20 protein-coding genes and 1 pseudogene are annotated in these 22,481 nt (G+C 54.0%); 8 read left to right on the forward strand and 13 right to left on the reverse strand.

Going from position 1 to position 22,481, the window contains the following annotated elements; genetic code table 11:
* Window positions 1–128: 128 nt before the first annotated feature.
* From uvsE to J2Z18_RS28270, 4 genes are all read right to left on the reverse strand, one after another.
* Window positions 129–1,130: a UV DNA damage repair endonuclease UvsE gene (gene uvsE / locus J2Z18_RS28255; RefSeq protein ID WP_007133044.1), complete on the reverse strand. Its 1,002-nt coding sequence runs from the start codon at window positions 1,128–1,130 to the stop codon at window positions 129–131.
* Window positions 1,127–1,444 carry a hypothetical protein gene (locus tag J2Z18_RS28260; protein ID WP_007133045.1) on the reverse strand — a complete coding sequence of 106 codons (318 nt, stop codon included), beginning with the start codon at window positions 1,442–1,444 and terminating at the stop codon, window positions 1,127–1,129. The genes uvsE and J2Z18_RS28260 overlap by 4 nt, the downstream gene beginning before the upstream one ends.
* Window positions 1,445–1,541: 97 nt before the next feature.
* Entirely contained in the window at window positions 1,542–2,636 is a 1,095-nt protein-coding gene (locus J2Z18_RS28265) for a D-alanine--D-alanine ligase (protein WP_007133046.1), read from the reverse strand.
* 46 nt (window positions 2,637–2,682) lie between these two features.
* Entirely contained in the window at window positions 2,683–3,705 is a 1,023-nt protein-coding gene (locus tag J2Z18_RS28270; protein WP_007133047.1) for an amidase domain-containing protein, read from the reverse strand.
* 299 nt (window positions 3,706–4,004) lie between these two features.
* Between J2Z18_RS28270 and acnA the strand changes: the two genes are divergently transcribed.
* Together acnA and J2Z18_RS28280 are read left to right on the forward strand one after the other, a co-directional pair.
* A complete protein-coding gene (gene acnA, locus J2Z18_RS28275; protein ID WP_210095673.1) occupies window positions 4,005–6,722 on the forward strand; it encodes an aconitate hydratase AcnA in 2,718 nt (905 codons plus the stop codon).
* A 184-nt stretch (window positions 6,723–6,906) separates the two neighbouring features.
* Complete coding sequence (locus J2Z18_RS28280; RefSeq protein ID WP_210095674.1) at window positions 6,907–7,068, forward strand: hypothetical protein; 162 nt, start codon at window positions 6,907–6,909, stop codon at window positions 7,066–7,068.
* 242 nt (window positions 7,069–7,310) lie between these two features.
* On the opposite strand, the gene J2Z18_RS28285 is transcribed toward J2Z18_RS28280, so the two are convergent.
* A complete protein-coding gene (locus tag J2Z18_RS28285) occupies window positions 7,311–8,051 on the reverse strand; it encodes an IclR family transcriptional regulator (protein ID WP_007133050.1) in 741 nt (246 codons plus the stop codon).
* A 334-nt stretch (window positions 8,052–8,385) separates the two neighbouring features.
* Between J2Z18_RS28285 and J2Z18_RS28290 the strand changes: the two genes are divergently transcribed.
* The 5 genes from J2Z18_RS28290 to J2Z18_RS28310 all read left to right on the forward strand — a co-directional run bounded on the left by J2Z18_RS28290 (window position 8,386) and on the right by J2Z18_RS28310 (window position 13,028).
* On the forward strand, window positions 8,386–9,387 hold the full coding sequence (locus J2Z18_RS28290; RefSeq protein WP_007133051.1) for an alpha/beta fold hydrolase: 1,002 nt from the start codon (window positions 8,386–8,388) through the stop codon (window positions 9,385–9,387).
* A 137-nt stretch (window positions 9,388–9,524) separates the two neighbouring features.
* A complete protein-coding gene (locus J2Z18_RS28295; protein WP_007133052.1) occupies window positions 9,525–10,748 on the forward strand; it encodes a Fe-Mn family superoxide dismutase in 1,224 nt (407 codons plus the stop codon).
* Between the two features lie 377 nt (window positions 10,749–11,125).
* Window positions 11,126–11,422 (forward strand): hypothetical protein, encoded by a 297-nt coding sequence (locus J2Z18_RS28300; protein ID WP_007133053.1) that lies wholly within the window; start codon window positions 11,126–11,128, stop codon window positions 11,420–11,422.
* Between the two features lie 23 nt (window positions 11,423–11,445).
* Window positions 11,446–12,720: a Tle-like phospholipase domain-containing protein gene (locus J2Z18_RS28305; RefSeq protein ID WP_007133054.1), complete on the forward strand. Its 1,275-nt coding sequence runs from the start codon at window positions 11,446–11,448 to the stop codon at window positions 12,718–12,720.
* A 35-nt stretch (window positions 12,721–12,755) separates the two neighbouring features.
* Window positions 12,756–13,028 (forward strand): hypothetical protein, encoded by a 273-nt coding sequence (locus J2Z18_RS28310; protein ID WP_007133055.1) that lies wholly within the window; start codon window positions 12,756–12,758, stop codon window positions 13,026–13,028.
* A 176-nt stretch (window positions 13,029–13,204) separates the two neighbouring features.
* Here J2Z18_RS28310 and folE read toward each other — a convergent pair whose 3' ends face one another.
* The 5 genes from folE to J2Z18_RS28335 form a co-directional block, all read right to left on the reverse strand.
* Window positions 13,205–13,798, reverse strand: coding sequence for a GTP cyclohydrolase I FolE (folE, locus tag J2Z18_RS28315; protein ID WP_007133056.1), 594 nt, complete (start codon window positions 13,796–13,798; stop codon window positions 13,205–13,207).
* Window positions 13,799–13,994: 196 nt separating this feature from the next.
* Window positions 13,995–14,231, reverse strand: a complete 237-nt coding sequence (locus J2Z18_RS28320; RefSeq protein WP_007133057.1) for a YneF family protein — start codon at window positions 14,229–14,231, stop codon at window positions 13,995–13,997.
* A gap of 147 nt (window positions 14,232–14,378) precedes the next feature.
* Window positions 14,379–16,247 (reverse strand): tRNA epoxyqueuosine(34) reductase QueG, encoded by a 1,869-nt coding sequence (gene queG, locus J2Z18_RS28325; protein WP_007133058.1) that lies wholly within the window; start codon window positions 16,245–16,247, stop codon window positions 14,379–14,381.
* A 41-nt stretch (window positions 16,248–16,288) separates the two neighbouring features.
* A complete protein-coding gene (gene lepB / locus J2Z18_RS28330; protein WP_007133059.1) occupies window positions 16,289–16,891 on the reverse strand; it encodes a signal peptidase I in 603 nt (200 codons plus the stop codon).
* Window positions 16,892–17,276: 385 nt separating this feature from the next.
* The gene (locus J2Z18_RS28335; protein WP_007133060.1) at window positions 17,277–17,705 is read right to left on the reverse strand and encodes a GNAT family N-acetyltransferase; all 429 of its coding nucleotides are present in this window, start codon (window positions 17,703–17,705) and stop codon (window positions 17,277–17,279) included.
* A gap of 403 nt (window positions 17,706–18,108) precedes the next feature.
* Here J2Z18_RS28335 and J2Z18_RS28340 point away from each other — a divergent pair, with 403 nt between their 5' ends.
* On the forward strand, window positions 18,109–18,906 hold the full coding sequence (locus J2Z18_RS28340) for a nucleotidyltransferase domain-containing protein (RefSeq protein ID WP_007133061.1): 798 nt from the start codon (window positions 18,109–18,111) through the stop codon (window positions 18,904–18,906).
* Window positions 18,907–19,052: 146 nt separating this feature from the next.
* Here J2Z18_RS28340 and J2Z18_RS28345 read toward each other — a convergent pair whose 3' ends face one another.
* From J2Z18_RS28345 to J2Z18_RS28355, 3 genes and pseudogenes are all read right to left on the reverse strand, one after another.
* A complete protein-coding gene (locus J2Z18_RS28345) occupies window positions 19,053–20,138 on the reverse strand; it encodes an efflux RND transporter periplasmic adaptor subunit (protein WP_007133063.1) in 1,086 nt (361 codons plus the stop codon).
* A 36-nt stretch (window positions 20,139–20,174) separates the two neighbouring features.
* On the reverse strand, window positions 20,175–21,503 hold the full coding sequence (locus J2Z18_RS28350; RefSeq protein WP_007133064.1) for an ABC transporter permease: 1,329 nt from the start codon (window positions 21,501–21,503) through the stop codon (window positions 20,175–20,177).
* 281 nt (window positions 21,504–21,784) lie between these two features.
* A pseudogene (locus tag J2Z18_RS28355) lies at window positions 21,785–22,477 on the reverse strand (ABC transporter ATP-binding protein); the annotation flags it as partial.
* Window positions 22,478–22,481 lie beyond the last annotated feature (4 nt).

Here is a 22,481-nt window from a genome sequence, read left to right on the forward strand (position 1 = left end):
GCAGTGAATGCTTGGCGAGAACGAACTTTTCTGCGTGTATGTCATGGGAATCATCCTCTATCTTCCACTTTCACCGTACCTTAAAATCCCTCCGGATGCAAGAGGACCGTCCGCTCGTTCTACTCGTTCTATGGATGGATCTCCACAGAGGCCCCGTCCAAGATCGTGACGCCCTCATTCTTATACTCTGCCAGCTCCTTCATGAGCCCGAACAGAGCGCCGTCCTTCATCTTCGCCTCGATCATGACATCCACCCGCGGCGTTTCTCCTGCAATGTTCCGTAAAAAGGCCAGCAGCGGCACCACGTCCACCCCATCGGCATGGCTGCGGATGTCCGCCGGGCTTTTCGGACTGGATACATGGATCTTCGGGGGCAGCGGCTGCCCGGGATCCGACCCGGCCTGGGCGAGCGGCGTCTCCCAAGTGCGAAAGATCTCAGGCCACAGCTCCCATGGCGCTTCGCCGTCATTGTTCACCCATTGGTGGTGAATGTCGAGCACCATCGGAACCCCCGTCGCTTTGGATACCGCCAGCGTCTCCTGTGCCGTAAAGGTCTTATCGTCGTTCTCCAGCGTCAGACGCTCCTTGATACGCTGGTCAAGTTCATGAAAGTGCTCGATGAACCGGGAGGCCGCCGATGGCTTGTCCCCATAAGCGCCTCCGATATGGATGTTGTTTTTCATCGCTGCCGGCAGCCCCATCGCTTCAAGCATATCGACATGTGCGTTCAAGTCGCGTATGGAACTAGCGAGCACCTCAGGCCTGGGCGTACTGAGCACCGTAAAATGGTCCGGATGGAAGGATACCCTCATGCCGTGCTTTTTCACGTAGTCTCCGATCGCCCGAAAACCTTCCTGCAAGGCAGGGAACGGATCCCAGTCCCGCATATCGTTATGGGTTGCCAGCGGAATCAGCTTGGAGGAAAAGCGGTACACCATAATATCATGCGCTGCGTTGTGCTTCAACAGGCGAAGCGTATTATGAAGATTTTCATTCGCGATCCGCTCCAGCTTATGTATGCCGGCCTCGCGGTCATTCAGCTTCAGAAAACTCTTCATCGTCATGGTCTTGGAGGGAGAAGCATTCTGAACGACCGTGGACATGGCTACATATCCGAATCTTACGATCATGCATGGTCCCCGAAGAACATTTCGTGAGCCAGCGCCGTCTGGACGCGGGATTCCTCATCCGTCAGCTTGCGGATCAGCTGCAGCTCGACCGAAGTGACTTCGCGTCCTTGGAAATTGATCTCGGATACGCATGCCGTAATCAGCACGATGGCTACCGCTCGGTTATCCGGCGTGTAGGCAATCACCTTCTGTCCTGTCGGAAACACACGAAGGCCGTCCTTCAGCATTTTGCCTCGTCCGTATTCCAGCAGCTCGTAGAGCTCTTGCTCGCTCTTAAACTTGCAGACGGAGTTAAACTCGGTTTGAAATCCCATAAGACCTCTTCCTTTCCTGCTTAAATATTAGACTCAAGGGGAGCCGTGATCAGTTGTTCGCGGACTCCCCCTGGCTATTCATATCCGATTGTAAGTCTTAAGCCTGATTCTCGTAAATCAACGCCTGTTTGCGGTTGTAGCGCTCCAGGCCGAGCTCAATCATCCGGTCAAGCAGCTCGCGGTAAGACATGCCTGTCTCCCGCCACAAGAGCGGATACATGCTGAACGGCGTAAAGCCCGGCATCGTATTGACCTCATTGATCAGAATCGCGCCGTCCGATCGGCGGAGGAAGAAGTCCGCGCGGGTGATGCCGCTGCCCTCGATCGCCTTGAAGGCCGATATGGCCAGCTCGCGCAGCCGGTCGGCCGTATCCGGATCGATATCGGCAGGGATCTGCATCTTGGACTGTCCGCTGATATATTTTGCCGCGTAATCATAGTATTCACTCGAAGAGACGATTTCACCCGGGACCGAAGCCATCGGCTCATCGTTACCGAGTACGCTGACCTCCACCTCGCGGGCATCCACGAATTCTTCAACAATGATCTTGTTGTCGAAGCGAAGCGCGGTTTCAATCGCGGCTTTCAGCTGCTCCCGGTCCTTCGCTTTGGATATGCCGACGCTGGAGCCCAGATTGGCCGGCTTGACGAAGCTCGGGAAGCCCAGTTTGTCCTCAATCCCTTGAAGCAGCTCATGCTGATTGCGCTCCCACTGGGATCTGGTAAAGCTGCAGTATTCGCATTGCGGCAGTCCCGCCTGGGCGAACAGCTTTTTCATGACGACTTTATCCATGCCTGCAGCAGAGGCAAGCACCCCGGTTCCGACATAAGGAATATCCGCCATTTCGAACAGTCCCTGAATCGTTCCGTCCTCACCGAACGTTCCGTGCAGCAGCGGAAACATGATGTCAACTACCGGCTCTTCACTTCCATACAGTCTGCTGAACACCGCATTCAGCGCGGTACGGGTGCCTTCCCCCTCGGCGAGCTTGAGCTCCTCCTGATCGGAGAACGGCGCCGTCAGCTTCGTGCCGATCCTCCATGCTCCCTGCTTCGAAATATAAAATGGCATGATATCATATTTGTCGAAATCAAAAGCGTTCATGACGGCGAAGGCTGTCGACAGCGACACCTCATGCTCCCCCGATTTCCCTCCGTATACCAAGCCGACCGTTAATTTATCCTGTCCCATGAATAACCTCTCTCTTGTACGTTTTGCAGCATGATGCGCGCACGCCTTAAAAATAATCGGGGATATGATAGAACCGGTACTTGGTCTTGTCATTCCACGCATACGAATCGCGATAGTCCCAGTACCGGTGGCGACTGGACACCGTATGGGCATTCACCAGCGGCATGCCGCCTGCGTCAAACGCCGTGACGATCGTGCTGTGCTGGAAGGCGCCGTCGCCGTCCCAGTCGTACACGATCACATCGCCGAGCATAAGCTGCTCCGGCCGTTCGACCAATTCGCCCCGCAGACCCGTCGTGCTGGTGTACAAGTAATTCGCAAAGCTGTTCGAAACCGCCCAGCTGTAGCTCCACCATTCTCGGCCGCCCACATATCCCTTGTACCACCATCCCGATTCTCTTTTACCAGTATAGTGGATTGGGGCTTTGCCTGCAAAGAGGCACTGGGATATATAATTCGTGCAATCCACATCGAATTCGGCGAACTCCGGATTTCCCGAATCCCACCAGCGGTCCGCATAAGCTGCGGCTGCCTCCCGCTCGTAGCGGCCCGATCTCGGGCTCATTCCCGCCGCATACACACGTCCGTTCATGAACGGAAGCGAAGGCTCGCGCCCGGCCGCAGACGGGTCTGCACTCAGGTTCCCAGCCTGCTGCAGCGGATGGCGTTCGTCCTCCAGCCGCTCGATGCCGACGATCAGCCAGGCGTCGCCGTCGCGGATCAGGGTAAGGCGCTCGCGCGTAACGATATCCTCCCGATGCGTCATCCCTCTTTTTTCATAATAAAAGACGCTGCTGAGCCTGACGTCGGCAACGACGTCATCCTCCGTCTCCCTTAGGATGCGCTGAAGCCGGGCCCGGGTTTCGCTCTTGAGCGGCACAACCTCCCGTTCTTCGTACCATGCTTGGAGCCGGAACTGCCTCTCGCCTCTCTCTACCAAGTAATTCAAATCCGCTACAATTTGCTCTTTCAGGCCTGAAGAATAGTCGACCCGGTTTTGGTTGTATTGATTGACATAAATATATAAGCTTTGCTTCCAAGGCTTCTCCGCTTGCTGCAGACTACTCATACCTCTCTCCTCCTCTTAACCTGGCCTAACGCACGGTTCCCTATCACAACTATATGAAGCAAGGAAGCGGGCTATGAACCCGCTCCAAGAACAGCCCTCCATGACCGCTTCGGCAGACGCTTGCAGGGACGCTGAAAACAGGCGGATTTCCACCGTTTTGAAATACTTTTCTTCTATAAAAAATGCTTTACGTAGCGGCTTGAAATCGTTATACTTAGAGTGTGTGAATTATGAAATTGGGTTTCATCTAGTGAAACAACTGACAGTTGAACTCAGAAATGACTCAAGGAGGTTCAGGTATGCCAGTAAAGGATCAATTCTCCATCTCGCGCAACCTCGAGGTGGGCGGTAAAAGCTATCGTTATTTCAGCCTGCAGGCGCTCGAAGAGCAAGGATACGGCAGCGTGTCCAAGCTTCCGTTCTCGATTCGGGTGCTGCTTGAGGCCGCCGTTCGCCAATTCGACGGACGCGCCATTACAGAAGATCATGTAAAGCTGTTGTCCAAATGGAACGAAGGACGTGACAACAACAAGGAAATTCCGTTCATCCCTGCACGCATCGTACTGCAGGACTTCACCGGCGTACCGGTTGTCGTCGATCTTGCAGCTATGCGCGACACCGTTAAGAAAGCCGGCGGAGATCCGAAGCAGATCAACCCGCTCGTACCGGTTGACCTCGTTATCGACCACTCCGTTATGGTTGATGCTTTCGGTACGGACCAAGCCCTTGAATATAACATGAAAGTCGAGTTTGAGCGCAACGAAGAGCGCTACCGCTTCCTCCGCTGGGCTCAAACCGCTTTCAATAACTTCCGTGCGGTTCCTCCTGGAACAGGTATCGTTCACCAGGTTAACCTGGAATACCTTGCTTCCGTAGCGGCCACGAAGACGGTAGACGGCGAAACGCTCGTATTCCCGGATTCCCTCGTCGGCACCGACTCCCATACGACCATGATCAACGGTCTTGGCGTCGTAGGCTGGGGCGTCGGCGGCATCGAGGCGGAAGCCGGCATGCTCGGCCAGCCGCTCTATTTCGTAACGCCTGAAGTTATCGGCTTCAAATTGACGGGCAGCCTGGCCGAAGGCGCAACGGCAACCGACCTTGCCCTTACCGTCACCGAGCTTCTCCGCAAAAAAGGCGTTGTCGGCAAATTCGTGGAATTCTACGGCCCTGGCCTTGCCAACATCAGCTTGGCTGACCGTGCAACCGTAGCCAACATGGCTCCGGAATACGGCGCAACCATCGGCTTCTTCCCTGTTGACGACGAGACGCTTGCGTACCTCCGCAACACAGGACGTACCGATGAGCAGGTTGCACTCGTTGAGAGCTACTACAAAGCGCAGAACATGTTCCGTACGGCCGATACGCCGGACCCTGAGTTCTCCGACGTGATCGAGCTCGACCTCGCTTCCGTCGTGCCGAGCCTTGCCGGTCCGAAGCGTCCGCAAGACCGTATCGAGCTGACTGCAATGAAGCAGAACTTCAACGATATTATCCGTACGCCGATCGACAAGGGCGGATACGGCCTCAGCGACGAGAAGATCGAGCAGACCGTTACCGTTAAGCATAAAGACGGCTCCACAAGCGAAATGGGAACCGGTGCGGTTGTCATCGCGGCTATCACAAGCTGTACGAACACCTCCAACCCAAGCGTTATGCTCGGCGCAGGCCTGCTGGCGAAGAAAGCCGTGGAACGCGGCCTCAAGAAGCCTGGCTATGTGAAGAGCAGCTTGACTCCAGGCTCCCTGGTCGTAACCGACTATCTGGAGAAAGCCGGTCTCCTGCACTACTTGGAATCCCTCGGCTTCTATGTAGCAGGCTACGGCTGTGCAACATGTATCGGTAACTCCGGTCCGCTGCCTGACGAAGTCAGCGAAGCGATCGCCGACAATGACATGACGGTTGCGGCCGTACTGTCCGGTAACCGGAACTTCGAAGGCCGCGTGCACGCTCAGGTTAAAGCCAACTACCTGGCTTCTCCGCCGCTCGTTGTGGCTTACGCGCTTGCAGGAACGGTTAATATCGACCTTCAGAACGATCCGATCGGCTACGATCCAAACAACGAGCCGGTATATTTGAAGGATATCTGGCCAACGAGCGCCGAAATTCGCGAAGCGATCGGCTTGTCCGTCAGCGCGGATGCTTTCCGCAAGAAATACGAGAACGTATTTACAGCCAACGAGCGCTGGAACAAGATCCCTGTGCCGGAAGGCGAGCTGTATGAGTGGGACGATCAATCGACGTACATTCAAAATCCGCCGTTCTTCGAAGGCCTGGGCAATGGCCTGAGCGACATTCAGGACATCAAGGAAGCGCGCGTGCTTGCTCTCTTGGGCGACTCCGTTACGACGGACCATATTTCGCCGGCGGGCAACATTGCAACGAACAGCCCGGCAGGCAAATACCTGAGCGAGCGCGGCGTTGAGCGCAAAGACTTCAACTCCTACGGTTCCCGCCGCGGTAACCATGAAGTCATGATGCGCGGAACGTTCGCCAACATCCGCATCCGCAACCAGGTAGCTCCTGGCACCGAGGGCGGCGTGACCACGTACCTGCCTACGGACGAAGTCATGTCCATCTATGACGCTTCGATGAACTATCAAGCCGGCGGACAGAACCTGATCGTTATCGCCGGTAAGGAATACGGTACGGGAAGCTCCCGCGACTGGGCGGCTAAAGGTACCTACCTCCTCGGCGTCAAAGCCGTTCTGGCTGAAAGCTTTGAACGGATCCACCGCTCCAATCTTGTGGGCATGGGCGTACTTCCGCTCCAGTTCCAAGAAGGACACGGCTGGAAGAGCCTTGGTCTGAACGGACGCGAGACGTTCGATATTATCGGCCTTAGCAATGATGTGAAGCCGGGTCAGGAATTGACCGTTGTCGCTACTCGCGAAGACGGGACCAAGTTCGAGTTCCCGGTAATCGCTCGTCTTGACAGCATGGTCGACGTGGACTACTACCATAACGGCGGTATCCTCCAAACGGTGCTTCGTCAAATGATCGCATCGAACCAGTAACACCTCTTTATAAAGGCACTTAAGTCTCAGGAACAAATCCCCATCTTTCGATCTCGGAAGATGGGGATTTTCATATTTGCAGTACCATATTCCTGTTTATTGGAAATCCCGTTTCAAATAGAGCCGGGAAGGTTAATGGGTACAAACATTGCGGATCCTTGAGTGATCCAGGAGGTTTGTACCGATGATCAAAATCCATACGATGACCCCGTTCCACCATCAATATCAACGCCCGCAGCCGATGGTTGCGCCTAAAGCAGCAACGAATGCCAAGGCGGCTACCTTTCAAGAGATCTTGAATCAGAAAATGAAAGAGGCGACGAAAGGACACCAAGCGAAACGATGATCACCAGGCCTGATTTGTGCGTCCATGAACGTATACTGCCAACGTCTACATAATAGAAACCGCAAACATGAATATCCATCGCTTGGAGCTTGGAACTAAAAAAGGAGATGCACCGGATCTAGTCCGGGTCATCTCCTTTTTTAGCGTACAGGCGGTACTGTTTCCCTGTCCACTTTCACACTTGGGACGAATCCTTCGTCCCTTGAACGATATGCGTACGGCTTAAGATTCCTGGGCAGCCATCACATCATCATTCCCATCTCCCGAGCCGCTTCCTTCAGCACAGGCGCATACTCGCGCAGCTTCTCGGCTGACAAGCGGGTGACCGGCCCCGACATCGAAAGCGCCGCTGCCGCCTTGCCGTAACGGTCGAAGATCGGCACCGATACCGCTGCCGCCCCCGGCTCGCGCTCCTCGATACTGATCGCATAGCCCTTCTGCAATATTTCGGCCAGCTGCTTCCGATACGTCTCACGGTCTACCGACTCGGGCCAATCCGGTGCATTCAGCAGCTCCTCCTGATCCTCCGGCGGCGCAAACGCAACCAGAACCTTGCTGGAAGCGCCGACGGACAGCGGCAGCCTCACGCCTACCTGGGCGACCCGCCGGATGGCCTGGTTGCTCTGTACCGCCTGAATGCGCAAACGCTCCGCACCGTCCCGCAGATACAGGCTTACAGTTTCGCCAAGCCGATCCCGCAGCGCCTCCATTGCCGGCAGCAGCCGAATGGCCGGGTCATCGCTCTGTGACAAGTGCATGGACAGCTCCCATATTTTCAGACCCAGCCTGTATTTCTCCGTCTCCGGATTCCGCACCACGAATCCCTTGTCTTCCAGCGTTGCCAGCAGGCGGTGAACCGTGCTCTTATGCAGCCCGATCAGCGAAGAAATCTCGGTTAGAGCGAGCTCACTGTTCTTCGTAAAGCATATTAATATATCAAGAGCCCTTTCAACGGCACGTACAGTTAATTTGCGGTCTTCCATCCCCGACCTGCTCCTCTCCTGTTTCATCACATGAAACCTGGTTACAAGAATTATATGAAAAATTAAGGCAGAAGTAAACCATTTGCCAGCTTTACAATTATCGCGGGATTTTGTAAAATTCGGTTCCATCGGCTCCCGGGTACAATATATAGATGAATAAAACGGTTTTGCTATCTATTGCTGATTGAGGGTCGCCCTTTGGATTTTTGCCAAATCCTCATCTAACAAACTTTCGATTTACATTGACATAATAGGCATCCCGGCATACGATTATTATAAAAAATCAGCGTTTTTCACTTTCGCGCAATAAAACTATGGTAAGGAGGGGCCATCCATGAGCATGGTAACTGGTCGTAATGCCCCACTCTCCCAAGTCAATGACGCCCCGGCCGAGCTTTCTACAGGCTTGGTACGGTTCAAGCATATTTTGCTAGCTTTGATTTTATCCGTCGTCTTTTTCCTTATCTTCTGCTTTATAGCGCTGCACGCCTATATTGCCTGGGTGCTGTCGAATCCGACGGTGGCTCCCCTTTACTCCAATCCGAAGCTTGCCAAGGAAATGGATTACGAGAGCGTCACCTTCCATTCCATTGACGGCAAACGAAATATGAACGGCTGGTATATCCCTGCGGATCATTCCGATAAGACGATTGTGCTCAGCCATGGATATGGAGCCAATCGTGAGGAGACCTGGGTGCCGATGTATGATATCGCTCATTACGCGCACAGCATGAATTATAATGTGCTGATGTTCGACTATGGCTTTGCATCCCAAACCAGCAAGGAGGTAGCTACCGGCGGTAAGGAGGAGAAGCGTCAGCTGCTAGGCGCGATTGAACATGTGAAGCACCGCGGCGCGAAGCAGATTGTCGTCTGGGGGTTCTCGATGGGCGCGGGCACCGCATTACAGGCGGGGCTCGAGACGAAGGATGTTGACGCGATGATTCTGGACAGCACCTTTTTGCTGGAGCCGGACACGCTTTATCACAATATTCACAACCAAATTGATCTTCCAAGGCATCCTTCCTTGGAAATTCTGGAGCTGCTCTTCCCGGTGCTGAATGGAACGAGTCTCGATCAAATCCCTTATAACGAGGTAAAAAAGCATGATTATCCGTTCCCGATCCTGTTCATCCACGGAACAAGGGACGATAAGGCGCCTTACCCGATCGCCGAGAAAATCGCCGCAAACCAGACCCATGAAGATTCCGATTCATGGATTGTGAAGGATGCGCACCACGAGCTTATCTTCCGAGAGCATCCGAAAGAGTATCTGCGCAGAGTCTCCACCTTCCTTGGCAAGCTCGAGGGCCGGGAAGGGCTGCAAGCCCAATAAGTGCTGTACCTTTTAAGTGGATGACCTTCTCCCCTGCTGCCGGAACCGGCAGCGGGGGTTTTTATATTGCCTTACATAATACAAGCCCGTCCCGGAATATAGTGACTATGGTGAATGCTATATGGGGAGGGAAATCGATGTTATATATTTACGGCGCGAAGCTGCCGGCCCGTATTCTGGAGGAGATCGCCTTCTGGAAGCTCCAGGAGATGGAGCATACGGATGTCATTAAAGCGATTGTTCCGGGGCTTGAGGAGCCCTACGTGAACGTTTTGGACCAGTGGGCCGTCGTATTCGATCATACGCAAAAAGCCGCCGATGTCCTGCTGCAATATGTTCTCCGCCATCCGGGGCCGCCATCGCCCGAGGTCATCGCACAGGTCGAGCATCTGCTGCGCGTCTCCTTCGAGCAGTCCAGGGAATTCATCCGCCAGCTGGAAGGCATGAAGGATAACAGCCCTGCCGTTCGAACCGTGCCGCTTGCGGAGACGGTATTGCTTCATATCATCCGCGAATCGGAGTACTTCCTTGGCGTTCTGGACACTTTGAATTCTCCAGGAGCGGTGGAACGGTTCATGGAAGAAGCGGCAGCGCCCCCTCCACCCGCGGAAAATAGGGAGCCTCGAGAAAAACAGGAAGAACGGGAAGATCGGGAAGAACCAGCTTCATCGGCTTCATCAGCCTCCGCTGGGCCCGAGGCCGCGATCCACGGCTTAGCGGATTCGGGCAGCAAGCCGGTCCCGATCGGCGGCCACCGCCTCCCTCCGCTTCCGTACCCGTACAACGCCCTCGAGCCGCATATCGATGAAGCGACGATGCGGGTCCATCACGATGTTCACCACCAGAGCTATGTGGACGGGTTGAACAAAGCCGAGAAAAAGCTTGAGGAAGCGCGCAAGAGCGGCAACTTCGAGCTTGTGAAGCATTGGGAGCGTGAGCTCGCCTTCCACGGGGCCGGGCATTACCTGCATACCCTGTTCTGGAGCATCATGAACCCGAAGGGCGGCGGCATGCCAGAGGGAGAGCTTGCCCAGCAGATCAAGAAGGATTTTGGCAGCTTTGAACGGTTCAAGAAGCATTTTAGCGAGGCGGCTGAGAAGGTGGAAGGCGGCGGCTGGGCCATCCTTGTCTGGAGCCCGCGCAGCCATCGTCTGGAAATATTACAGGCCGAGAAGCATCAGAACCTCTCCCAGTGGGATGTGGTTCCTCTCCTCGCTCTCGATGTATGGGAGCATGCCTATTACTTGAAGCATCAAAGCAAGCGTAAAGACTACATCAGGGATTGGTGGAACGTCGTGTACTGGCCCGAAGTGGCCGAGCGGTTCAAGCATGCAAGCAAGCTGAAATGGAAGCCGTTTTAATGATGAACCGATCCTAACCGCTTCATGGCACCCCGTAAGAATTGAGACTGCTATCAGAGTCCGCCCTCCTTGCTTCGTAACCGAGGCTTAGGGAGGGCTTTTATCTTCCTTCTACCTAATCTGGAAAGCTCAAAAATAGGTATTGCCGCGCGGGCTCGACAGGACTTTATTACCATGTTTCTGGTTATTTAATACGTTGTTTGCTGCAGTCCCCCAGTCTATGATAATACAGTAAGCATTTTACTGGAACTTAGCATGGGTATGAGGATCAAAGAGTCTACTGAAGGGATGAAACGAGGATGGATATGCGTTCCGGATGGAAGATCCTGTTCATTTGTTTTATTTTAGCCACGTTCATGATAGGAGGATGCCAAAGCATGAAATCCGGTAAATCCGGCGATCCGGAGGTTGCGGCGAGCGAGGATCAGCTCATGGCCCAGACGAAGGAGACCGCCATTCAATTTTTCAAGGAGCAATACGGCCTGGAGGTCGAAGTTACAGGTCAGAAGAAGATGCCTTCCTATGTAGCGGATGAGATCGATGTCGAGGGCCACGTCAAAGGGCATAAAGATCAGACGTTCAACATTTCGGTGAACTACAAGACGTTTGAAACCAAGAACTTTGTCATGAGCCCGGAGCTGAAAGAAGTCATTGAAGCCAATAAGAAGAAGTAAACTTCAATTATGGAGGAAGCGTCATGGTCGATGATGAAACGTATAACACGTTATCACGGTTAGCTTATAAGGACTTAAAGGAAGGCGCACAGATCGAGGATCTGCCCGATTGGGAAGTGCTGGAGGATACGAAGAGCCATGCCGTTTCGGGATTCGATGCCGTTACGTTCGTGAACCGGCAGACCGGTGAGGCTGTCATCGCTTACCGCGGAACCGAGGGAGAAGCCGAGTTATCCACCTCCGGTCCTGACCTGCTAAATGATGTTGGGATCGGCCTTGGAGAGCTTGGAAGAAAGGTAGAAATCGAAAGGCCGTTCGATGAGCAGATCACCAAATTCGAGGACGCTGTGGGAATCACAGGCCTGAACGATTGGGTCGGTGAACAATCCAGAAACCTTATGAAAAAAGCCGATGTCCTCGGCACAAACCAAATGTTTCAGGCTGAAGACTATGCCAGGGAAATGCAGGAGAAGCACCCGGACTTAAACTTCACGCTGACCGGCCACTCGCTTGGCGGCGCCAACGCCCAGTATGCGGCAGCTTATACCGGCCTGCCCGCCGTCACCTTCAGTGCCCCCTCCGTCATTGGGAGCCTTTCCCCGGAAGCCCGGAGAATGGCCGAGAACGGCGAGTTTGATTCCCAGATCATTAACTTTGCCCACCCGGGCGATATCGTTGCCAGCGGCACCTTCGGCGGGTATGAGGGTCATGTGGGATCGACTTATTACATCGACTCCAACTATGAGGATGCCAACGACGGGGTCAGCCTGTGGGACAAGATCGGCAACACCTTCGGCGGGCCCAATTACCACCAGCTCGATCGCTATAAATTCGAGAATGGTTACATATCCAACCCGCTCTATGACGGTGAAACCGGTAAGCCTGTCGATTCACCCCGAGTTCCTTCGGACAGCGGGCTCTTCCAATCGCTTCATGGGATGATGAACGGAATGATGGCTGGTATCCACGGCTCGCTTCTGGGCGCAGCCGGAGCAGCCGCAATGGCGGGCCAATCGGCAGGAGCCGGCACCATTGAGGTGACCCCCGCGGAGCTGCGCAGCGTTGCGGAAACGTGGAGGGCCAATGCCCAGCAGAGCCAGAGCGAGCTGGAGGGGATCCGTCAGCGGCTTGCCAGAACGATGTATTCCAGCCACAGCAGACGGCTCCAGCCGATTGTGCAGCAGCTGGATGCTTCGATTATGTCGTTGAGCCAGTGGCATATACAGCATACGACCGACATGGTCCAGTACATTAAGTACAAGGCGGATCTGTTCGAACAGACGGATCGCAGCGGATAACAGCCCATTTACAAGTCTTCTGGAGGGATCAATTGATGAGTCAGGAAATATTGCTAGAGCTGGATGACTTGCTTCAGGCTGAACGCGAGCTGTCCAGGCTGCTTGCCCTCTTTCGGCAGGATGAACAGGAAGCAAGGGCGATGTACGCCCGCCTCTCGGATTGGAGGGGGCAATCGGCCAATGTGCTGCGCGATCAGATCGAGCTCTTCTTCAGTGAGATGTCCAGGCGGATTCATGAGCTGGAGCTGCAGAAAGCGGAGCTGATCCGTTACGTCCAGCATATGAAGCAGGTGGATGGCTCAAGATAGCCGGCCGTGATGCTGTTTAACCTTAAGCGCCAAGACATCCCCTATAGAGCAATCATGGATCTGCCGAATCTAAAAGAACGGAGCATCCCCCATAATCCTTTCGTTTCCTGAAACGGTGGAATAACAACAACGGCTGGACCATCTACGGGTCCAGCCGTTGTTCACTGCACTATGGTTTATTCCTTGATTAATGACAGAAACTCCGAACGCTGTGCAGCATCGCTTTGGAACGTTCCCCGTACGGCAGAGGTCACCGTCTTGCTTCCCGGTTTCTTCACGCCGCGGGCGCACATGCACAGATGCTCCCCTTCCACAACGACCATTACGCCGCTCGGTTGGAGCTCCTCCACAATAATGTTCGCAATTTGCGACGTGATGCGTTCCTGAACCTGAAGACGGCGCGTAACCGCCTCAACCAGACGAGCCAGCTTGCTCAGTCCCGCGATCTTCCCGCTCGGCACATAGCCGATATGAACCTTGCCGAAGAATGGAGCCATATGATGCTCGCACTGGCTGTAATATACGATATCCTTCACGATGACAAGCTCTTCATGCTGTTCATCGAAGGTTACTCCCAGTACATCCTTCGGATCCACGGAATATCCCGCGAAAATCTCCTCATACATCCGGGTGACACGGGCCGGTGTCTCCAGCAGCCCTTCACGCTGCGGATCTTCACCGATCAGCTTCAAAATTTGCTCGATATGGTATTCGATCTGCTCCCGGTTTTCTACAACTTTATCGTTAACATAATCCTTTACACCTGCCACAGTACATCCCCCTTTCCGCCTACAACCAGGTAAACGGTATCCGTATTTTATGCTTGTTCAATCCGTATGCTTACGCTGCCGGGCAGCACCCGAAAGCGATCGAATGAACAGCCACATATAACCGCTGTTAGCAGTCTTCACTAAATAGAAGCGCCCCCTCCGTCAAATGGATAAACGAAGGCGGCCCTCCTATTCATTAGCCTTTGCGTTTGCGGCCTTGCCCTTTGCCGGGCATCGGCTGGTTTTTCATCATTTGCTGAGCGCGCTGCATCTGCTTGCTGTTCAGGTTGTAGCCCATTTGCTTTGCCATTTTTTGCAGCATTTCCGGATCGTTCTGCATCTTCTCCAGCTGCTTACGCAGATAGAATGCCCCGATAAAGAAGCCCGCAACCAGACCCACGATCAGCGTAACAATCGGAATGACGATATTCATGCTTGACCACCTTTAATCATGCTAATATTTACCATTTCATGGCACATACACGAACTTATCATAGCATGTCCCATGAAGGACAGCAAATGAAAAATCCGGATATGCGCGGGCGGCCATACGAGGCATTCCAAGAAGAATGACGCGCGTTTACCGGCCCAGCGTAATGCCCTCGATCGCCAGCAAGGTCCGTTTGATTTCCGGTCCGCCGGCGTAGCCGATCAGCGCACCGTCCGCTCCAACGACGCGGTGGCACGGCACGACGATTGGCACCGGATTTTTGTTGTTGGCCCCGCCGACCGCCCGAACCGCCTTCGGACGTCCGATCGATTCCGCGATGTCCTTATAAGAACATACGGTTCCATAAGGAATGGATTTCAACGCCTCCCATACCTGGAGCTGGAACGAGGTTCCCCGCATATCCAGCGGAAGGGTGAATTCCTTCAGCTCTCCTGCAAAATACCGCTTCAGCTGATCCGTTACCGGAGCCAGGCGGGCTTCATCCCGCTCATAGCCACCGTTGCCGGACCAGGTGCGGCACCACTGCTGAATGACCGCTTCCTTCACATGGAAGCTCCCGAATTCGATAAGGCACAGTCCCTTCTCCGTCGCGCAGACGGTCAGCGTACCGATCGGGGATTGGAGCTCATCATAATACAATACCTCCGGCCCTCCCTCGGGAACGGCCATCGGCTCAACCCCCTGGATAGCAGGCCGCGGCTGCTCCGGCTCGGCGGCTGCATTCCCGGCTGAAGCTTTCCCTGCCGCCGCTCCGGCAGAGCCTTGTTCCTCCGCTGCCTCCGGCACCGGGGCAGCCGATTCGCTCCGTGTATTCTCCGATGTCGCTGCATCGGCATTGAGTTTCGCTAAGGCTTGCTGCAGCATGTCCCGTACTTGGGGATCCCCTTCGGTTTTCATGCTTTTCTCTAAGTTGTTCAACGCTTCTTCGCCTCCAATGCGGCCCAGAGCCCATGCGGCGGTTCCCCGCAGCTCAGGGCGCGGATCCTTCAGCAGCACCTCGCTCAGCTTCGGTACTGCCGAAATGTCTTTAAAATTGCCAAGGGCAATGACGGCATTGCGCTGGATCGGCTTTCTGCCTCTCCAGGCCGCAGCCGTATCGCCGAACGTCTCCTTGAATTCGCGGTTGCTCATATCCAGAATCGGCAGGAGCAGCGGCTTGGCTTTTTCCGGATCGGGCTGGAGCTCCTCATGATGCGTCCAGTTCTTCCCCCGATTCTTCGGACAAACGATTTGACAAGTATCGCAGCCGTACAGACGGTTGCCGATCTTCCGCATCACTTCTTCGCTCAGAAACCCTTTGGTCTGCGTCAGGAAAGAGACACACCGCTGGGCATTCAGCTGTCCGGGTCCGACCAGCGCGCCCGTTGGACAGGCGTCGATGCATTTGGTGCATTCGCCGCAGTCTTCCGTAACCGGCTGATCCGGCGGAAACGGAATATTCGTGACCATTTCGCCAAGATAGATCCATGACCCGAACTTGGGAGAGATGATCGCGCAGTTCTTGGCGCTGAAGCCGATTCCGGCCCGCTCCGCAACCGCCCTGTCGACCAGCGCACCCGTGTCGACCATGCTTTCCAGCACCGCATCCGGCACCCGCTCCCGTATAAAAGCTTCCAGCCGGCTCATCGCCTCCCGAAGCACATGGTGGTAGTCTCTTCCCCAAGCAGAACGGGCCATTATCCCCCGGTACTTGCCGGGTTCGGATTTCGGCGGATTTTCCATCTTGGAGGGGTACGCCACCGCAATAGCGATTAGCGAAGCAGGCTCGGTTCCCGGCAAGGCGGGCGTGACCCGCTTATCCAGATCCGGCTCCTCGAATCCCGATTCGTAGCCCTTGTCGCGATGGTTCTGTAATATGCCTCGCAACGATACGAACGGCTCCGCCGAAGCGAACCCGATATCATCGATGCCCAGCTCCGGTGCAGCAGTCTTAAGCTCCTGCTTGAGCTCCTCCCATACCGAAGGCGGAGGAGCATACGAGCCAAGTGTGTAGGTCATCTCCAGCGCCTCCTTTCGTTAGGTTGAAGCTTTATTTTTGGCTACAGCTTTTTAATTTCCGACAGCGGCCAGAATATGAATTCGGCTCTGCCCACAATATCCGATTCCTTAACGCTTCCGAACATGCGGCTGTCCTTGCTCTTTCCGAGGTGGCGGTTGTCGCCCATCACGAAATACCGTCCCTCTTCCAGCTTCACCGGTTTAAAGCCCGGATCCTCAATGGGGACGTCCGTATACTCCTCGTCCTGCGGGACACCGTTCACATACAGCTTCTGATTCTTCACCTCAATTGTATCCCCGGGCACGCCGACAATACGTTTAACAAGAAACTCTTTCTTATCCGGACCGTCGCTCGGGTCCTTCAGCACGATGACATCACCATGCTTGGGCTCTGCAAAGCGGTAGACCACTTTATTGATAAACAGCCGCTCCGATGCGGTCAGCGTTGGCTGCATGGATTCGCCCTTAACCGTCGACAAATTAAACACAAACATATTAAGAAGCACCATAATAACAAAGGCAATTGCGATCGTCTTGACCCAATCCCATAGCTCGGCGGCCCAGCCGTTCTTTCCGCCAGTCTGCTGGCGCGGCTCGCTGCTTTGTCCGTTCTCGGCTGAATCCGGAGGAATCACTTGTCCCATACTACACCTACTTTACTTCGATTTCACCTTCGAACCTCGACAGGCGGCACCTTCAAAATTGGGGTACATTAATAGAAAAGCATATCTCCCCTCCATTTGCAACGGCTGAAAGATATGCTTCATATAGAGGTCATTCAAAAAGTCCCCTTTTGATCACGAAGAAGATCAGGCGGCGGATTCCTAAGCGAATCCGGCATGCATGCTCGAAAAATCGCTGCTCCTCCGGCGTTCCTGCGATTGCCGCTGCTGTGCTTCTGACGGCCCTTCGCCTTCATTCGCGCTGAAAAGTTGGCTTTTTGAAATCACACACTATGGAAAAATTTAATGATTTATCTCTGTAGAGGTCTTAGGCTGCCGTGTGCCCGCATAGAACGCCAAGAGGCTCTTACCGGGGCCCCACCACAATGCTAAGCTTCTGAAACGACTGCAGAATCTTGCTGGCTCCGTAGCCCATCGCTTCATAAAACGGCATCGCTGCGGCATTATGCTCGTCTCCGGCTACCAGGATCCGGCTTACTTTGCGTGATTGGAAACGCTGCTCCATAGCGGATACCAGGGCTTTGCCGATCCCTCTTCTACGGTAATCAGGATGAATAGCAATGCGATAATAGCAGCCATGATTGCGCTCGATGGTCCCGATTAGGACACCGACAATTTCGCCGTCTTCCTCCGCAACCATGATCAGGTCGGAGTCCCAAGCAAGCTGCCTGGAGAAGGGCTCCATCGTGTTTTCGTAGCATTCTTCCGATAAAGCAATCTGTAATAGCTCGGTTACGGGGTTACAGTCACTCAACTGAAAGGAACGAACATGCATTTCAAAATCTCCCTTTTCGTTAGCATGATGCGGTTTACCCGGTTTACAAAGAACAAGTATTCCGTTTACGCAAACCTGACATTAATGTTTTACTACAAAAAACCCGAAAATCCTGTTTCCTTGTCCATTAAACCACAACTTTCTCCTAAATTCACGAGTTTTCTTCTGAAAGCGCTTCATTTGAAGCGTTTACATTTTACAACTTGGATAAAACTTCTTATATTTGTTAAAAGCATGTTAAAAATTCAAAGGAAAGGATTAGCTTGATATTAAGATTTATGCTATGGACAAGGAATTGAATCTCCTTGTTTTGAAGGATATAATTGACAGTCCGGCCTGGAGGGTGGTAGATTGGCGTAATACCCATTTTGAGGAATGGGTCTTATTTTAAGGAGTGGTTTCAATGCAATTGCCTTTACACGAACAATTCCTGGAACAAGCCAAGGCGAAGCTCAGCCAAGACCATCGACTGCTGGGTCTGCTTGCTGGCGGGTCCATGATGACGGGAACGATGGATGAATACAGCGATTTGGACCTCGTTATCGTGTATGACGCTGCTTACCTTAGTTCAATCATGGAGGAACGGATTCAAATTGCAGAAGGGCTAGGCCACTTGCTATCGGCCTTTACTGGAGAGCATGTCGGCGAACCCCGCTTGGTTATCTGCTTATATGGCCCGCAGCCGCTCCATGTCGATCTCAAATTCATCACCTCGGCGGAGCTTACAACGCGGATTGAGAATCCGCTCATCATATGGGAGCGAACGGGAGAGATCAGCTCGATCCTTCAAGCGACCTCCCCCTCGTATCCAACTCCCGATCCGCAATGGATGGAGGATCGCTTCTGGGTATGGATCCATTACGGCGCCGCAAAGCTGGGGAGAGGGGAGATCTTTGAGGCCATCGACCTGATCACCTTTATTCGCGGCACGGTATTAGGCCCATTGATCCTAATGCAAGAGGGACATTTGCCCAGAGGGGTCCGAAGGCTGGAGGAGCATGCAGAGAGCGAACTGGAGGAGCTTAAGCGAACCCTTCCTGTTCATGACGCCAACAGCTGCTACCATGCGTTGAAAACCACGATCCGCATGTACCAACGCTTGCGGCCAGCCTCGGATACCTTCATAGCCAGATCAGAAGCCGAGCAGATCTCTATTTCTTATTTGGAGCATATTTATGACACGATAATCAAAAATAGTTAATGCATAAATAGAAAAACGCGAGGAGGCTGTCCCAAAGGTCATTAGACCTGGAGCAGCCTCCTGGTATGTGTGGAAGAAGCCGCACATGCGAATCATCTCTTCGCCCGCCTGCTGCTCTTCCTGCTATGAATAGTCGGTCTTTCTTCCTATTGAAGAACCACGGTATCCCCCGGCTTCAGTCCGGACAGCACCTCGATTTTATCCAGCGTCTGCATGCCCGTCTCGATATCCTGCCGTTCAATATGACCGCCGCCCTTATCGACCATCACATAAGAGATGTCGCCTTCGGTCATAACAGCCAGCTTCGGCACGACAACCGCCTTCTCTTTGCGTTCGGTAACGATGTCTCCGGTCAAGGTCAGTCCGCCGATCAAACGGTCGTTTTTTGGCAGGGAGATGATCACTTTGAATTGCGGCGTCTGGGATGTCTGCTTTTCCTGGGAAGTCGTCTCCGCGAATTTGGCCACCTCTTCCACTTTTCCCTTCAGCTTCATGTCCTTAATGGAAGGCATTTTCACTTCAACCTCCATCCCCGGCTTAATGCTGAACACCTCGCTCTCCCCGACATAGGCAGCGAACCGAAGCGAGTTCAGATCAACGATTTTGCCGATATATTGATTGGCCGTCACCGACTGCGGCTGCTTCTGCGAATTGTCGAATAGAAAAATGCCCGCCGACGGCGCCCGGTATATCGATTGCTTCAGACGCTCATTCAATTCTGCGATCGTCTGAGCCTCGATCATCTCGTTGACCCCGTCCAGCTCACTGCTCAGCTTGGCGGTTTCCTGATCGGCCAGCAGCTTCAGGCGCTCTGCTTCCGTCGCTCCAACCGGGGCATTGTCCAAATCCTGATTGAGCGTGAACTCCTTCAGCTCCTGCTCCAGCTTCCGCTTCTTCCGCTCGGCCTCCTTCTGCTGTAGCTGCTGGTGAATGGTCTTCTGCTCTAGACTGAACAGCGTATCGCCTTTCTTGATCTGCTGCCCGTTCGCAACGTTCCAAGATTCCACCTTCGCCTCAAAAGGGGCGTATACATTCGTTTCCTTTCCATATTCCGAGGTACCCTTGACCTGCACAGTGGTCACGATCGTCTCCTCGGTGACAGGAAATGAAATCACCTGCGGCTCTTCCATCATGGGTATCGGCGCTTCCTTAGGCTTTACCTGTCCGTATCCCCAATAGCCGACCAAGCCGATGACCGCTGCAATAACCAACCATTTTATTATTTTTTTCATACCGTATATTAGCGTCCTTTCCGATCCGGTAGTCTCCTAATCCCGCTTGATCGCGAGCAGCGCATTGGTTCTGGCGGCGCTGATCGCCGGATAAATCCCTGAAAAAATCCCCGTCGTCACAGCGAATGCGATGCCGATCGGCAGCGTATTTGGGGTCACCTCAATCTGCAGCCCCGCCATGCCCGCGGAAGCCGTAATGAACGAATTCAGCCCATTAACGATAAAATAAGCGAATACGATACCGAGCAAGCCGCCAAGGAAACCTAGCAGGCTCGCTTCAACGATGAACATGACGCGGATCTGACCCGAATTCGCCCCGAGAACCTTCATGATGCCGATTTGCCGGCGGCGCTGATGCGTCGACATGGTCATGGCCACAATGATCGATATGGACGCCAGCAGCAGAATGAAGACGCCGACGCCGAGCGCAATCGCTTTGAAGGTATTCAGCTGGGAAGCGATCTGATCGCGCGCGGCCAAGTTGTCGCTGGCATTCAAGGCCAGCTTCGATATGAGCTCCTCCAGCTGCTGGATGTGCTGAAGATCATCCACCTTGACCGTTAACGTATCGTACGTCCGCTGTTTCATGGCGGCTCCATTATTGGAATTCAAGGTGTCATTCAGCCAATCCGCCGTTTCGAACGATACATAGGCCTGGCGGTCGTAGATGGCAAACTCGGCATTCTGCCCCTTCGGAACATCGAGCACGCCCCCGATATAAAGGCGCGGGCCGAGCGCTTTCTGTTCGCCTTCCATCCGCTCGGGCTGGATGCTCTTGCCCATCATATCCGTAATGGCGCTGTCGTACATATATAACTCTTCCCATATTTTCGGATTGTTGGGATCGCTGTTCATCATGTTCATCAATCTTTCGCTGGTCTCGGCATCCTTCCAGCCTGACGTTGCGCCATAGTTGAGCACCACCGCACCCATCTGATCCAGCGGCCCGCCCTGCGCGAAACGGTTGCCCTGCTCCTTAAGCTTCGTCAAATCAACGGCCATGATATTGATGCCGTCATGAACCAAATTATCGGAAGAGAGGAACCGGAAGTACCCCATCTGCTTGGCGGCAATGACCGACTTCACATGATGAAAGCCCTCAATCACTCGAACCTTGTCATCGGTCAATAGCCCCCGCTCCGCGCCAGGCCCGCTGCCTCCATCCGAAGAGCCGCCCGAGCCTTGAGGGGTTACCGTAATCTCATCCAGCTTCAAGCCGCCTATGATCTCCTTCTCCAGGTAGCTTTGGGCGCCGTTTCCGATGCTGATCGCTACAATGATCGCCGCACATCCGATCGATATCCCGGTCATGCACAGGGCCGTCACCACTTTGCGGCGCTTGATCTGGCCCCAGGCAAGCCGCATACTGTCTACAAATTTCAGCTTTCGTCACCTGCCTTCTCCGGCCCGGACGGGACGGCTTGCAGCTCTTGGGCAGCATCTGCCGGCTCGGGAGCTGCGGGTTCCTCGGAAGCTGCAGGTACGACGACTTCAGGCTGACGCGCCCCGGGCTCCTCGGTAACCGCGGGTGCGATGACTTCAGGCGAATGCATGGCTGGCTCCTCGCTAGCTGCGGGTGCAACGACTTCTGGCTTATGCACAACTGGCTCCTCGCAAGCAGCCAGTGCAATGACTTCAGGCTGACGCGGCGCTTCCGGTCCCGATCCTTCCCCCGGGGTGACGAGGTAGCCGTCGCGAAGCATGATCGTTTTCTTCATTTGAGCCGCCACTTCCATTTCATGCGTGACGATAACGAACGTCGTGTTCATCGATTGGTTGAGCGTCATCATGATGCGAAGAATCTCCTCTTCCGTCTTGGTGTCGAGGTTGCCGGTCGGCTCATCCGCAAAAATAACGGAAGGCTCCGTGATCAGCGACCGCGCGATGCTGACCCGCTGCTGCTGCCCTCCCGAGAGCTGGGAAGGATACATTTCGGCTTTATCGCCGATCCCCGTAATCTCCAGAAGCTCCATCGCTTTCTTGCGACGCTTCGATCTCGGGACGGATTGAAAGACGAGCGGAAGCTCTACATTCTCCCGCACCGTCAGCGTAGGGATCAATTCATAGGCTTGAAATATAAATCCGATATGCTTCCGCCGAAAGACGGCAAGCTTGTTCTCGCTATATTTGACGATATCCTGGCCGGCGATATAAATATGGCCCTCCGTCGGCTTCATGAGCCCGGCCATCAGGTTCAGCAGCGTGGATTTGCCCGAGCCCGAGCTGCCAAGAAGGGCGATCATCTCGCCTTCCTTGACCTCGAACTCGATATTATGAAGCACCTTTAATACCTCGCTGCCGTTTTTGAAGCTGTGCGATACATTTTCCAAACGCAACATGTTC

The organism is Paenibacillus lactis, from assembly GCF_017873605.1.
In the GTDB taxonomy this organism is placed as follows: Bacteria; Bacillota; Bacilli; order Paenibacillales; family Paenibacillaceae; genus Paenibacillus_AQ; species Paenibacillus_AQ lactis.

What these genes read in the sequence shown, in the direction of transcription:
- uvsE (WP_007133044.1), bottom strand. Translation starts at nt 1,130, where the DNA reads ATGATCGTAAGATTCGGATATGTAGCCATGTCCACGGTCGTTCAGAAT.
- J2Z18_RS28260 (WP_007133045.1), bottom strand. Translation starts at nt 1,444, where the DNA reads ATGGGATTTCAAACCGAGTTTAACTCCGTCTGCAAGTTTAAGAGCGAG.
- J2Z18_RS28265 (WP_007133046.1), bottom strand. Translation starts at nt 2,636, where the DNA reads ATGGGACAGGATAAATTAACGGTCGGCTTGGTATACGGAGGGAAATCG.
- J2Z18_RS28270 (WP_007133047.1), bottom strand. Translation starts at nt 3,705, where the DNA reads ATGAGTAGTCTGCAGCAAGCGGAGAAGCCTTGGAAGCAAAGCTTATAT.
- acnA (WP_210095673.1), top strand. Translation starts at nt 4,005, where the DNA reads ATGCCAGTAAAGGATCAATTCTCCATCTCGCGCAACCTCGAGGTGGGC.
- J2Z18_RS28280 (WP_210095674.1), top strand. Translation starts at nt 6,907, where the DNA reads ATGATCAAAATCCATACGATGACCCCGTTCCACCATCAATATCAACGC.
- J2Z18_RS28285 (WP_007133050.1), bottom strand. Translation starts at nt 8,051, where the DNA reads ATGGAAGACCGCAAATTAACTGTACGTGCCGTTGAAAGGGCTCTTGAT.
- J2Z18_RS28290 (WP_007133051.1), top strand. Translation starts at nt 8,386, where the DNA reads ATGAGCATGGTAACTGGTCGTAATGCCCCACTCTCCCAAGTCAATGAC.
- J2Z18_RS28295 (WP_007133052.1), top strand. Translation starts at nt 9,525, where the DNA reads ATGTTATATATTTACGGCGCGAAGCTGCCGGCCCGTATTCTGGAGGAG.
- J2Z18_RS28300 (WP_007133053.1), top strand. Translation starts at nt 11,126, where the DNA reads ATGAAATCCGGTAAATCCGGCGATCCGGAGGTTGCGGCGAGCGAGGAT.
- J2Z18_RS28305 (WP_007133054.1), top strand. Translation starts at nt 11,446, where the DNA reads ATGGTCGATGATGAAACGTATAACACGTTATCACGGTTAGCTTATAAG.
- J2Z18_RS28310 (WP_007133055.1), top strand. Translation starts at nt 12,756, where the DNA reads ATGAGTCAGGAAATATTGCTAGAGCTGGATGACTTGCTTCAGGCTGAA.
- J2Z18_RS28320 (WP_007133057.1), bottom strand. Translation starts at nt 14,231, where the DNA reads ATGAATATCGTCATTCCGATTGTTACGCTGATCGTGGGTCTGGTTGCG.
- queG (WP_007133058.1), bottom strand. Translation starts at nt 16,247, where the DNA reads ATGACCTACACACTTGGCTCGTATGCTCCTCCGCCTTCGGTATGGGAG.
- lepB (WP_007133059.1), bottom strand. Translation starts at nt 16,891, where the DNA reads ATGGGACAAGTGATTCCTCCGGATTCAGCCGAGAACGGACAAAGCAGC.
- J2Z18_RS28335 (WP_007133060.1), bottom strand. Translation starts at nt 17,705, where the DNA reads ATGCATGTTCGTTCCTTTCAGTTGAGTGACTGTAACCCCGTAACCGAG.
- J2Z18_RS28340 (WP_007133061.1), top strand. Translation starts at nt 18,109, where the DNA reads ATGCAATTGCCTTTACACGAACAATTCCTGGAACAAGCCAAGGCGAAG.
- J2Z18_RS28345 (WP_007133063.1), bottom strand. Translation starts at nt 20,138, where the DNA reads ATGAAAAAAATAATAAAATGGTTGGTTATTGCAGCGGTCATCGGCTTG.
- J2Z18_RS28350 (WP_007133064.1), bottom strand. Translation starts at nt 21,503, where the DNA reads ATGCGGCTTGCCTGGGGCCAGATCAAGCGCCGCAAAGTGGTGACGGCC.